This is a genomic window from Paenochrobactrum pullorum (assembly GCF_041929845.1).
GTDB classification, from domain to species: domain Bacteria; phylum Pseudomonadota; class Alphaproteobacteria; order Rhizobiales; family Rhizobiaceae; genus Paenochrobactrum; species Paenochrobactrum pullorum.
This window is the reverse complement of sequence record NZ_JBHEEH010000002.1, coordinates 237552-250727: the sequence shown is the minus strand read 5'-3', so window position 1 is coordinate 250727 and position 13176 is coordinate 237552. Positions and strand designations below refer to the sequence as shown.

At 48.2% G+C, this 13176-nt stretch carries 9 protein-coding genes; 1 reads left to right on the top strand and 8 read right to left on the bottom strand.

The window, feature by feature from the left end:
- Positions 1 to 21: 21 nt before the first annotated feature.
- From JNC77_RS07385 to gyrA, 8 genes are all read right to left on the bottom strand, one after another.
- A complete protein-coding gene (locus tag JNC77_RS07385; RefSeq protein ID WP_374830980.1) occupies positions 22 to 3111 on the bottom strand; it encodes an efflux RND transporter permease subunit in 3090 nt (1029 codons plus the stop codon).
- 9 nt (positions 3112 to 3120) lie between these two features.
- On the bottom strand, positions 3121 to 4242 hold the full coding sequence (locus JNC77_RS07380; protein ID WP_374830978.1) for an efflux RND transporter periplasmic adaptor subunit: 1122 nt from the start codon (positions 4240 to 4242) through the stop codon (positions 3121 to 3123).
- Positions 4243 to 4647: 405 nt separating this feature from the next.
- Positions 4648 to 5781, bottom strand: coding sequence for a tRNA guanosine(34) transglycosylase Tgt (gene tgt / locus JNC77_RS07375; RefSeq protein WP_374830976.1), 1134 nt, complete (start codon positions 5779 to 5781; stop codon positions 4648 to 4650).
- A gap of 57 nt (positions 5782 to 5838) precedes the next feature.
- On the bottom strand, positions 5839 to 6921 hold the full coding sequence (gene queA, locus JNC77_RS07370) for a tRNA preQ1(34) S-adenosylmethionine ribosyltransferase-isomerase QueA (RefSeq protein ID WP_374830974.1): 1083 nt from the start codon (positions 6919 to 6921) through the stop codon (positions 5839 to 5841).
- 126 nt (positions 6922 to 7047) lie between these two features.
- Positions 7048 to 7557: a peptidylprolyl isomerase gene (locus JNC77_RS07365; RefSeq protein WP_374830972.1), complete on the bottom strand. Its 510-nt coding sequence runs from the start codon at positions 7555 to 7557 to the stop codon at positions 7048 to 7050.
- A gap of 104 nt (positions 7558 to 7661) precedes the next feature.
- Entirely contained in the window at positions 7662 to 8252 is a 591-nt protein-coding gene (locus tag JNC77_RS07360) for a peptidylprolyl isomerase (protein WP_374830970.1), read from the bottom strand.
- 20 nt (positions 8253 to 8272) lie between these two features.
- The gene (gene coaD / locus JNC77_RS07355) at positions 8273 to 8770 is read right to left on the bottom strand and encodes a pantetheine-phosphate adenylyltransferase (protein WP_374830968.1); all 498 of its coding nucleotides are present in this window, start codon (positions 8768 to 8770) and stop codon (positions 8273 to 8275) included.
- A 599-nt stretch (positions 8771 to 9369) separates the two neighbouring features.
- A complete protein-coding gene (gene gyrA / locus JNC77_RS07350) occupies positions 9370 to 12195 on the bottom strand; it encodes a DNA gyrase subunit A (protein ID WP_374830966.1) in 2826 nt (941 codons plus the stop codon).
- Positions 12196 to 12493: 298 nt separating this feature from the next.
- Here gyrA and JNC77_RS07345 point away from each other — a divergent pair, with 298 nt between their 5' ends.
- Complete coding sequence (locus JNC77_RS07345; RefSeq protein ID WP_374830964.1) at positions 12494 to 13123, top strand: MarC family protein; 630 nt, start codon at positions 12494 to 12496, stop codon at positions 13121 to 13123.
- The last annotated feature ends 53 nt before the right edge of the window (positions 13124 to 13176 follow it).

Genomic DNA, 13176 nt, shown 5'->3' with positions numbered 1-13176 from the left:
TAAATTTTAGGTTCCGATCACTTATGCCTGTGACGGCGAAGCATCAGTATTTTGATGTCCGGTTGCTGTGTTTTCCTGGACCGGTGCTACGTCTTTTTTGGCAATATATGTATAGAACATAGGCACCACAAAAAGCGTGAAGACGGTTCCGACAGTCACACCGGTGAAAATCACCAGCCCCATCGAATAACGTGCCGCAGCGCCCGCACCTGATGCCAAAATCAGTGGCACAACACCAAGCGCCATAGCAGCCGTTGTCATCAGAATCGGACGTAAACGTGTTTCAGCCGATTTGATGATTGCTTCACGGCGAGAAAGCCCAAGCTCACGCTGCTGATTGGCAAACTCCACCATCAAAATACCATGTTTGGTAATCAACCCGATCAAGGTGATGAGACCAACCTGCGTATAGATATTGAGCGTACCAAGGCCCAAATTCAGCGGAACCATCGCACCAAAAATCGACAGTGGTACAGACATCATAATGATCAGCGGATCGCGGAAGCTCTCAAACTGTGCAGCCAGAACCAGATAAATTACGACAACCGCCAAACCAAAAGCAATCGCAATGGTATTGCCCTGCTCCACTTCCAATCGTGACTGACCGGAATAATCGATAAAGAAACCATCCGGCATCGTCTCACGTGCAACGTCTAGCAAGGTTGCCAATCCTTGCCCTGTTGTCACGCCCGGCATCGGCAATGCGGAAATTGTTGCGGAGTTCAGCTGGTTAAACTGTTCAATGGCCGCAGGAGAGGCATTCTCCGTCACTTTAATGACTGCCGACAATGGCACCATTTCACCCGACGCACTGCGCACATAGTAGTTGCCGAGATTTTCAGGGTTAGCACGGAAATCATCCGGAACCTGCGTAATGACATCATAACTATGGGAATCACGGTCAAACTTCACAAACGAAGCGCCCGCGGTCAAAACACCAAGTGTCGCCCCAATTTCACTGACATGCACACCCAGTGCTGCGGCACGGTCACGATCAATCGCGACAGTGGTTTGCGGCGCATTAAAGGACATCGAGTTTTGAACAATGATAAACTCGCCTTTGGCTTGTGCGGCATTTTTGATTTCTTCTGCGACTTCAAAAACCTGATCAGATGGACCGGTTGACTGCAAAGCGATCGAAATCGGCAGACCACCCCCGGTACCTGGCAATGAAGGGGGAGCAAAAATAAACGCCTCGACACCTGTAACCTTTTCAATGCGGTTCGTAAGATCTGTTTGAATTTCCTTCTGGCTGCGTGTTCTGTCCTTCCAGTCATCAAGCACCCAAAGCGCAATACCTTGCGTGGTTCCGCCCCCCATGCCGACAATATTGAAGCGTGTCTGCAATTCCGGAAGATCAGCAGTCAGTTCATCAATCTGCTTGGCATAAAGATCCGTATAAGCAGAAGTTGCATATTGCGGTGCATTGAAGAGTGAGAATAACGCGCCGGAATCTTCTTCAGGAGCCAGTTCGCTGGATGTGTTGACGAACAAGAAGCCCGTCAGACCAACCAGCGAAACAACGATCAGCAAGGTTACCGGACGATAATTTAAAGAACCTGAAACAAGACGCTCGTAACCGGCTTCCAATCGACCAAAATAATGGTCAATAAACTTTTGGAAACGGGTTTGTTCGCCATGTTTCAACATGCGCGCGCACATCATCGGCGAGATAGTCAGCGCAGCAAAACCGGAAATAATCACCGCACCTGCCAGCGTGAAAGCAAATTCACGGAACAGCGATCCGGTCAATCCACCGGTAAAACCAAGCGGCGCAAACACAGCCGCCAATGTAATGGTCATTGCGATAATCGAGCTGGTAATTTCCTTCATGCCCTTGAAGGCAGCATCCATCGGCTTGAGGCCTTCCTCAATGTGACGGTGGATATTTTCCAGAACCACAATCGCATCATCCACCACCAGACCGATGGAAAGCACCATCGCCAGCAGTGACAAAAGATTGATGGAAAAACCCAATATATAAAGGAAAAAACACACACCGATCATCGAGATCGGAATGGTAACGATCGGAATCAGAACCGAGCGGAACGAGCCAAGGAAGATGATGATCACGACAATAACAATCGCCATCGCTTCCGCAATAGTGGTGAACACTTCACGGATAGATGAACTGATTTGCTCGGTCGCATCATAAACCAGAACAATACTCATTCCTTCAGGAAGTGATGCCTGAATGGAAGGCAGCTCTTTGTTCACGGCAGCCGCCATGTCAATCGGATTGGCGGCAGGCGTCGGGAAAACACCCAGAAATGTCCCCTCACTGCCGTTGAACGAAACGATTGTGTCATTACTTTTTGCCGCCAGTTCAACTTTAGCAATATCGCGCAAACGCACAATATCATCACCATTGCTTTTAACCGGCATCGCACCGAATGTTTCCGGCGTCTGCAATGTGGACTGCATCGTAATGGAGCTTGCCACATATTCATTTTTGGTTTTACCCGGCGCCGACAAGAAGTTGGATGCTTTAATCGCCGCCAGAACTTCAGAAGCAGTAATACCGCGCGCCGCCATCTGGATCGGATCGAGCCAGACACGCATCGAGTAAACTTTACCACCCAAAATCTGAGCTTCCGCCACACCGGAAATGGTAGACATCCGCGGCTGGATCACACGTTCCAGATATTCGGTAATCTGTTCGCCCGACATATTCGGATTTTGAGCTGCGAGATACATGGTAGCAAAATTCTGCCCCGTACCCTTCACAATCACCGGATCATCAGATTCTGACGGCAAATTACCGCGTACCTGATTAACTTTAGCGATCACCTCAGTCAACGCGGCATCGGGATTTGCACCAAGCTTCATCTGAACCGTTACCGTGCTCATCGACGGATTACTGGAAGATGTTACATAGTCAATATTTTCAGTCGTCGCGACAGCTTGTGCAATCGGCGCAGTGATAAAACCTTGAATAAGATCCGCACTTGCACCCGCATAAGCTGTGGTGACAGTGATAACCGTTTCATCAACTTTCGGATATTCTCGCACGGAAAGCTGAAAAATTCCCTGTGCGCCAAGCAACAGGATCAGCAACGACGTTACCGTCGCCAATACCGGTCGCCTAATAAAGATATCAGAAAAACTCATCTGACCCGCCTATTGCGCTGTTGCCGGATTGGCAGGATTGACACTATTGTCGATAACCACATGCATCTTCGGAGCGAGCCTGTTTTGACCGGCAGAGACGACAATATCGCCATCTTTAACACCGCTTGTGACCTCTACAATACCTTTTAGCCTGCGGCCAAGCTGAACGAAAACTTGGTCAACCGCCAAGGTTTCTTTCGCATCAGCAGATGCATCTTCCGTTTTCACAGGACGGACAATATAGACATAATCACCGTAAAGGCTGGAAGTGACAGCAGTTTGCGGTATTGTAATAATGTTGTTTTCTTGCGGCAATTCGACTGTCACCTGAACAAACTGTCCAGGATTGAGCTGACCATCGACATGCTCAATATGACCACGCACCGAAACCAACCGTGTAGAAGGATCAATTTTCGGATCAATACCGATAATTTTACCTTCAAATTCCTGATTATTGTTCGGATTGACTTTGATGGTCTGGCCCAATTTCAACTTATCGAATGATTGTTCAGTGACCGTAAAATCAACACGCATCGTGTCCATATTCTGCAAGGTTGCAATAACAAGACCCGGTGTCACATACTGACCGATATCAATCTTGGCGATCCCCATGGTGCCTGAAAATGGCGCAACAAGTGTCTTCTGCTTTAAAACGGCTTCCAGTTTGGCTACCTGTGCGCGAGCAGATTCAGCCGATGCTGCTGCTGTGTCCACATTGGAAACTGCACCAACACCTTGGGTGCGCAATGTTTGCGCGCGCTTCAAATTCTGATCGCTTAAGACGGCAGAGGCTTTAGCTGCAACCAGATCAGCCACCTGAATACTGTCATCGAGCTGCACAAGGGCCTGCCCTTGCTTAACCTTTTCATTGGCTTTGAACTTGATCGTGTTCACAATGCCCGCAACTTCAAATGTCAGATCAACACCTTCGGATGCATTGACAGAACCGATTGCCTCCAATCCGGGTGTCCAGACTGTCGGTTCCACGGTAATGGTTGCAACTGTCATCGTCTTTTGCGGCATATTTGCGAAGAAATCCGCGATCATTTTCGAACGGAAAAGGTTAAATCCAACAAGACCGCCAACAACGATTGCCAGAAATACAATTGCCAATAAAAGGCGTTTAATCATTGACTTTTAGCACTCCCGGTGTGCTCTAGCGCACTCACTTTCCTGCACCATTCAAAGGTCATATGCGGGTATTAAGCAAGTACGTTGGTTTTTATTTAAAACATGTGCGCATGATTTATGCGATCCGGCTAATTTTATCAGCCTAAGCGTTGCGCGGAGAATAGATTAAAAAAGTGTAAAATAAAAGATGCTATCTGATATCAATCATGATTTGTCAGAGATATTATTTAACAACAATAGAGAAATAGTTGAAGTGAATATAGATCAAAAAAATAAAAGTATTAATATTAGAATAATTCTTAAATTCACAGAACTGTGACAATTAAATTAAAAAATATATTAAAAACCAAATAAGGAAGCACCATTATTTAAAAATGAAGCTCCCTTATTACGAATTAATACTTTTTAAAGTGCTGGAATGTCGCCGCGCGTCCAGCTTTCTGCTGTCAAAGCTGAGAATTCGGCAAAATTGCCTGCTGAAATAGAGGCACGAATACCTTTCATCAAATCCTGATAATAGGAAAGATTGTTCCATGTCAGCAACATAGAGGCAAGTGTTTCGCCGGATTTGACCAGATGATGCAGATAAGCACGGCTATAATCACGCGCTGCCGGACAATCTGATTCAGGGTCAAGCGGACGGTGATCATCGGCGTGACGTGCATTGCGTAAGTTGATCTTACCAAAACGGGTAAAGGCCAAGCCATGCCGTCCGGCACGGGTCGGCATGACACAATCAAACATATCAATACCGCGGGCAACCGACTTCAAAATATCATCCGGAGTACCAACCCCCATCAGATAACGCGGCTTGTCGCCCGGCAAAATCGGACAGACGATCTCCAGCATGTCAAGCATCACTTCCTGCGGTTCGCCTACAGCCAAACCACCAACGGAATAGCCTTTAAGATCCATGTCTTTCAGCGCCTGCGCTGAACGTTCGCGCAATCGGCAATCATCCCCACCCTGCACGATACCAAACATCGCCCTGCCCGGCTGATCGCCGAATGCAACCTTGCAACGCTCGGCCCAACGCAATGACAACTCCATCGCACGTTCGATCTCAATGGTCTTTGCAGGCAGCGCAACACATTCATCAAGCTGCATTTGAATATCACTATCCAGCAGCCCCTGAATTTCAATAGAACGCTCCGGCGACATTTCATATGCGCGCCCGTCAATATGCGAGCGGAAAGTTACGCCCTGCTCGTTCAATTTTCGCAATTTGGCCAGCGACATCACCTGAAAACCACCGGAATCAGTAAGAATCGGGCCTTTCCAACCGCCAAATTCATGCAAACCACCAAGGCGGGCAACGCGCTCTGCACCGGGACGCAGCATCAGATGATAGGTATTGCCGAGGATAATATCCGCGCCCAAATCCTTCACCTGATTCATATACATGGCTTTCACAGTACCTGCCGTCCCCACCGGCATAAATGCAGGGGTACGTACGGTGCCGCGCGGCATGGAAACCTCGCCCTGACGGGCATTTCCGTCACGAGCCAGAACTTTAAAAGTAAAATTTTCGCTTGTCATAAATCACGCCATACCGCATTTACAAATGGTTTGAAAGTGCCAAAGCCTCAGCCCTGCTCAGGCGCGCTTCAACAGGCTCGCATCGCCATAGGAATAGAAGCGATAGCTGTTTTCAATCGCGTGTTTATAAGCTTGATGCATGATATCCATTCCAGCAAAAGCTGAAACCAACATAAACAAGGTCGAGCGCGGCAGATGGAAATTGGTCATCAATAAATCTACCGCCTTAAACTTATAACCGGGTGTGATGAAAATATCAGTCGCACCCGACCAAGGCTTGATTTGCCCGTCTTTTGTTGCCGCACTTTCAATCAGGCGCAAAGATGTGGTGCCAACACAAATCACCCGTCCTCCACGTGCATGAACCGCATTAAGCGCAGAAGCTGTTTCTTCTGACACATAACCGATTTCCAAATGCATTTTATGGTCAGCCGTATCATCGGTTTTAACCGGTAAAAATGTGCCGGCGCCCACATGCAGCGTGACAAAATGCTGCTCAATGCCGCGTTCTTTCAAAGCGTTCAACAATTCCGGCGTAAAGTGCAATCCGGCCGTAGGAGCCGCAACTGCACCTTTTTCGCGTGCATATACGGTTTGATAATCGGTCAGATCACGCTCATCTTCACGGCGCTTTGAAGCAATATAAGGCGGCAGCGGAATATGGCCGACAAGCGCAATTGCTTCATCAAGAAACACACCGGAATAATCAAAAACCAGCAGCGCTTCGCCGCTTTCGCTCTTTTCTGCAACTGTTGCTTCCAAGGTTCCGTAGCTGCATGCTTCGCCCTTATGGCCGAAGCGAATACGTTCACCTTGTTTCACCCGTTTCGCGGGGCGTAAAAATGCTTTCCAGCGATCAGGCCCCACGCGCATATGCAGAGTGGCACTTACTTGTGCCACATTGCCGTCCCGCTCACGTATACCTTCCAGCTGCGCCGGAATAACTTTAGTATCATTGAAAACCAAAGCATCGCCCGGCTGTAATAAATCAGCCAGACCATCAACGCGCAAATCTTGTAAAATATTCGCCTGATCCTGATCCGGCTGCACATAAAGCAACCGCGCGTGATCACGCGGTTCCATCGGGCGCAGTGCAATATTTTGCTCCGGAAGTTCAAAATCAAACAAATCAACACGCATTATTTTTCATCCAAAAAGAAACATCAAAAAGAAACGGCTCCGACAGTGCTTATAAAGCAACTGTCGGAGCCATCCAGTATTTTTTATGCAATTCTAATTGAATGCCACACTTATCTAATGTGAGCTTTATTTAACGTCAGCAGCAATTTTAGCCGATACAATGCTGTCCGGATCAACAACAGGCTCACCTTTTTTGATCTGGTCAACCACATCCATACCTTCAACAACCTGACCCCATACGGAGTACTGACGGTCGAGCCACGGGGAATCCGCCAGACAGATAAAGAACTGGGAGTTGGCGGAGTTCGGGTTCTGGCTGCGTGCCATCGAAGCGGTACCACGCTTGTGGTTTACATTCGAAAACTCGGCCTTCAAATCCGGCTTGTCGGAACCGCCCATACCAGCACGTGAAGGGTTGAAGCTTGCGCCACCCTGCTTGCCGAATTTCACGTCGCCGGTCTGCGCCATGAAATCATTGATAACGCGGTGGAAAACAACGCCGTCATAAGCACCTTCACGTGCCAGCTCTTTGATACGTGCAACATGGCCAGGTGCCAAATCTGGGAAAAGCTCAATTGCTACTGTACCTTTGGTGGTTTCGAGAATGAGCATATTTTCTGGATCTTTGTAAGCCATCTGGCCTCTCCTGTTTGTTTTATCTTTACCGCTTTCATTCAGCATCTGCATCAGCGGCGAAAATTTAATCGTTCATACGGCCAAACAAGCTGGCCGCATAAATCTTATTTACGATCACTCAAAACAATTGCTTTGACGATCTTGTCCGGATTTTCGACTGAACCATTATCAGCTTCATTACCCTTCTTTATCTTATCGACAGCTTCCATGCCGCTGGTAACTTCACCAATGACCGTATATTGGCCATTGAGGAAAGACCCTTCATCGAACATGATAAAAAACTGCGAATTGGCTGAGTTCGGATTCTGGCTGCGAGCCATGCCAACTGTACCGCGCACAAATGGCTTGTCGGAAAATTCAGCCGGAATATCGGCATATTGCGAGCCACCAGTGCCAACACGGGTGGCGTTATAATTCTTGTCAAGATTGCCGAATTTCACATCACCGGTCTGCGCCATAAAACCTGGAATCACGCGGTGGAATGCAACACCGTCATAAGCACCTTCACGCACGAGCTTTTTAATCTGCTCAACATGCTTTGGTGCAACATCAGGCTTGAGTGCAATCTCTACATCGCCGTCTTTCAGGGTCAAAACAACGGTATTTTCTGGATCTGCCGCATAAGCGCTGATTGACGAGGTAAAAGCCATCGCCATGAGAGTTGTTGCGGCCAGAGCCGAATGCAGAAATGACATATTATATGATCTCCCTGATGTCAGGATTGAAATTTGGCTTTTAAAGCACTTGCCACACAAGCGGGTACAAAGGGTGAAATATCACCCTTCATCGCTGCAATTTGACGAACCAATGTGGCAGTAATCGTTCGAACAGCCGGATCGGCCGGTAAAAATACTGTCTGTAAATCCGGTGCCATAATGCCGTTCATACCGGCCATCTGCATTTCATAGTCAAGGTCGGTGCCGTCACGAAGGCCACGCATCATCAATTGTGCATTGTACATGCGGGCTGCATCGATCACCAAACCATCAAATGAAATGACAGAAATACGCGATTTGGCATCTTGACCCAAAACATCAAAAACGGCCTGTTCAATGAGCGACAGACGCTCATCAAACGTAAAAAGCGGCTTTTTTCCAGGATGAACACCGATTGCGACGATCACACGCTCGGAAAGACGCAGTGCACCTTTCAAAACATCCATATGGCCATTGGTGACCGGGTCAAAAGAGCCCGCATAAATCGCTGTTGTCATATCTTCCAGCTAGCCTTTTTACGCACCATTTTCAACATGCCGAATAAGGAAAAACAAATCTATCATGCAAATGCGGCAAGGTTTCAATCAAAATTCACAAACTGTGCGGAAATGGCCTGAATATTATTAATTAAAGGATGCTTCAATTTGACAAATCATTTTAATTTTAAGAATTTTTTTACAATAAATTTTAACGAAGATGAAACCAAATCGCACATCTCGCGTTTTCCAAATGAAAGGAAACGGAGATGATGATTTTTCTACTCGCTTTATCCATGATGATCGCAATGACAGCCTCGGCAATTATTTTGCTCCTGGAAGAACGTGCATCCAAGCGTCAGAACAAATCAAGAGGCGCTATCTCTTGGCATGCAATGCATAATAACCGGAACTTCTAAATGTCCGGGCATGCTGTCACCGTTAAAATCAAACGTATTTATGAAGTAAAATTCATAAATTACTGATTTAAAACAATTTTACATATTTCTCCTCGAAAGAGAAGAAAGCTGACCTCCCGATGAAACGCCAATTCCCTCCAGTCTTGGCATTTAAAAAGGGCGACGCTTTTAAAGCGCCGCCCTTCTTTTTTTATTTAATTTTTATTCTGCATCCGGTGTTGGCTCAGACACTTCAGGAGCACTGGCCTGCTCCCCCTCGTCACCTTGAACTACCGCATCACCCTCGTCTTCATCGTCGCTTTCAGTTTCTGAAATGCGCTCGACGGACACAACCTTTTCACCATCAGCGGTGTTGAAGATCGTTACGCCCTTGGTGGAACGACCGGCAATGCGAATACCTTCAACCGGAACGCGGATCAGCTGACCACCATCAGAAACCAGCAAAATCTGATCACTTGGCTCAACCGGGAACAGAGCAATCAGCTTGCCGATTTCATCTGTTTTCGATGTATCGGTTGCGCGAATACCCTTACCGCCACGACCCGAAATCCGGAACTCATAAGACGAAGAACGTTTGCCGTAACCAAACTCGCTCACGGTCAAAACAGTTTGCTCGCGGGCTTTCAGCTCTTCAAAGCGCTCATCACTGAGTTCCGCATCTTCTACGGCTTCTTCAAGTGTATCCACCACATCTTCAGCCTCGTCTCCGGATGCATTTCTGCGCTCCGCAATGACACGCTTCAGATAGGCAGAACGCTCAGCCGGTGTTGCATCCACATGGCCGAGAATTGCCATTGAAATGATACGATCACCTTCGGCAAGATTAATACCACGCACACCGATAGAATTACGTCCGGCAAAGACGCGGACATCCGTCACAGAGAAGCGGATACACTGGCCGCCAGCGGCTGTCAGCAATACATCATCAAATTCGGTACAGGTATCAACCGAGAGAATTTCATCACCGTCATCTTCCAGTTTCATCGCAATTTTACCGTTGCGATTAACCTGAACAAAGTCGCTCAGCTTGTTACGACGCACAGTACCGCGCGTTGTTGCAAACATCACATCCAGATTTGCCCATGAATCTTCATCCTCAGGCAATGGCATAATGGTGGTGATACGTTCGCCCTGCTGCAATGGCAGCATATTGATCAGTGCCTTGCCGCGTGATTGCGGCGTACCGATCGGCAGACGCCAGACCTTTTCTTTATAAACGATCCCGCGTGAAGAGAAGAACAGAACGGGCGTATGCGTATTGGCAACAAAGAGACGTGTGACCGAATCTTCATCGCGCGTTGTCATACCTGAACGCCCTTTACCGCCACGACGCTGCGCACGATAAGTCGCCAATGGCACGCGCTTGATATAACCGGCGTGACTGACAGTCACCACCATATCTTCACGCGCAATCAGATCTTCATCATCCATTTCAGCGCCACCCATACCAAGTTCAGTACGGCGTGGTGTGGCAAATTCATCATGAACAGCTTTGAGTTCGTCCTTCACAATGCCCATCACGCGCTCACGCGAGGCCAAAATAGCAAGGAATTCACGGATTTCTTCACCGATTTTGTTCAATTCATCGGCAATTTCATCACGACCCAAAGCGGTCAGACGCTGCAAGCGCAATTCAAGAATTGCACGAGCCTGTTCTTCAGACAGATTGTAAGTAGTGTCTTCATTAATTTTGTGACGTGGATCATCGATCAAACGGATCAACGGTGCCACATCAGCAGCAGGCCAGCGACGCTCCATCAACTGCTCACGTGCAGTTGTCGGATCCGGCGCACGGCGGATCAGAGCAATGATCTCATCAATATTGGCAACAGCAATGGCCAAACCAACCAAGACATGGGCGCGTTCGCGGACTTTATTGAGCAGGAATTTGGTGCGTCGGGTAACAACTTCCTCACGGAACGCCACAAATGCGCGCAGCATATCCAGCAGCACCATCAGTTCCGGCTTACCGCCATTCAGCGCAACCATGTTGCAGCCGAAAGATGTTTGCAGCGGCGTGTAACGGAACAACTGGTTCAGTACCACATCAGCAACAGCATCACGCTTCAATTCCACCACAACACGGTAGCCGTCACGGTCGGATTCGTCACGCAGATCAGAAATGCCTTCGATACGCTTGTCGCGCACCAATTCGGCCATTTTCTCGATCATTGTCGCCTTATTTACCTGATAAGGAACTTCAGTGATAATAATGGCTTCACGATCACCGCGCATCGGCTCGATAGCTGTGCGGCCACGCATAATAACAGAGCCGCGACCTGTGCTATAAGCTGAATGAATACCGGAGCGACCAAGGATGATACCGCCGGTCGGAAAATCAGGCCCCGGAATGATTTCCATCATTTCTTCGAGGCTGATTTCCGGATTGTCGATCAGCGCGATACAACCATCGATAATTTCGCCCAAGTTATGCGGTGGAATATTGGTAGCCATACCAACAGCAATACCACCCGAACCATTGACCAGAAGATTTGGAAAACGGGCAGGCAAAACGCGTGGCTCATGCTCGCGGCCATCATAGTTATCCTGAAAATCAACCGTATCTTTATCGATATCGGCCAGCAAATATTCGGACACTTTTTGCAGACGGCACTCGGTATAACGCATCGCAGCCGGCGGATCACCGTCGATGGAACCGAAGTTCCCCTGCCCGTTGATCAGCGGTTCGCGCAGCGAGAAATCCTGCGCCATACGCACAAGCGCGTCATAGATAGAAGCATCACCATGCGGGTGATACTTACCCATAACCTCACCGACGACACCGGCGGATTTACGATATGGTTTGTTCCAGGCAAGCCCCATTTCATTCATCGCATGCATGATACGACGATGAACAGGTTTCAGCCCGTCGCGCACATCAGGAAGCGCGCGACTCACGATTACGCTCATCGCATAATCGAGATAGGAACGCTGCATTTCCTCAACGATTGAAATCGGCTCGATACCGCTCGGCCCAATTGGACCATTGGCATCATCTGAACCGGGTGGCGGAGTTAGATTTGACACTATTCAAAGGTCTTTCTTAACAGAATCGGTAAACTCAACTTATATAGGAAAAACTCGCAAAACACCAATTTACCAACTTTTTGCGCCCGCTGAAATGTGAATGAAATTCAACGCCTTGAAAGATATTCACAAATCATCGCCTATACAAGAAGTTATGCCCAATCACCTATCCACAGGATATGCTGTAACTTCATTCCATAGTCGAAAGCTCGGCTCATCGACCTGCGGCGGCAACTAAGCTAGATTAATGTTCTTACAACAATTTGAGTCGCAAATTCAACCGGAGGACTAAAACCCCATGGGTTTCATTGATACAATTTTGAGTGCTCTGGTCACACTGCTTGTAACAATTGACCCTCCCGGCCTGGCACCATTGTTTTTAGCACTCACACCGGGCATGAACCGTCAGGCACGCAATCAGGTTGCCAAACGCGCCACCATCATCGGTTTTATTCTGCTCACCATCTTCGCCATTGCGGGCGCGCAAATAATGAGCCTGTTCGGCATCAGTATCGGTGCCTTCCGCGTGGCCGGTGGTTTGCTCCTGTTCTGGATTGCGTTTGAAATGATTTTTGAGAAACGCACCGAGCGCAAAGAGAAAAGTGCTGAAGTCGCTATCACCAAAGATCATATCCACAATATCGCCGCCTTCCCGCTTGCCATTCCGCTGATTGCGGGCCCCGGTGCGATTTCGGCGGTGATCCTCCTCTCCGACGGTTTTCATGCGCCCGTTGAGCGCTCCATGCTCATTGTGGTCATTCTGGCCTGTATGGCAATTACTTATGTCACGCTTTTGCTGGCCGAGCGTGTTGACCGTTTCTTAGGCGAAACCGGTCGCTCGATCCTCACCCGCCTCCTCGGTGTCATTCTGGCAGCCCTTGCGGTGCAATTTGTGGCAGACGGTGTTAAATCGCTGATTGCCGGCTAATCAATCAAAAAAGGCCTGAAGAACATAGTCTTCAGGCCTATTTAAATTCTGGT

Coding starts and splice junctions, on each gene's coding strand:
- JNC77_RS07380 (WP_374830978.1), bottom strand. CDS start 4,242: ATGATTAAACGCCTTTTATTGGCAATTGTATTTCTGGCAATCGTTGTT.
- JNC77_RS07385 (WP_374830980.1), bottom strand. CDS start 3,111: ATGAGTTTTTCTGATATCTTTATTAGGCGACCGGTATTGGCGACGGTA.
- tgt (WP_374830976.1), bottom strand. CDS start 5,781: ATGACAAGCGAAAATTTTACTTTTAAAGTTCTGGCTCGTGACGGAAAT.
- JNC77_RS07360 (WP_374830970.1), bottom strand. CDS start 8,252: ATGTCATTTCTGCATTCGGCTCTGGCCGCAACAACTCTCATGGCGATG.
- JNC77_RS07365 (WP_374830972.1), bottom strand. CDS start 7,557: ATGGCTTACAAAGATCCAGAAAATATGCTCATTCTCGAAACCACCAAA.
- queA (WP_374830974.1), bottom strand. CDS start 6,921: ATGCGTGTTGATTTGTTTGATTTTGAACTTCCGGAGCAAAATATTGCA.
- JNC77_RS07345 (WP_374830964.1), top strand. CDS start 12,494: ATGGGTTTCATTGATACAATTTTGAGTGCTCTGGTCACACTGCTTGTA.
- coaD (WP_374830968.1), bottom strand. CDS start 8,770: ATGACAACAGCGATTTATGCGGGCTCTTTTGACCCGGTCACCAATGGC.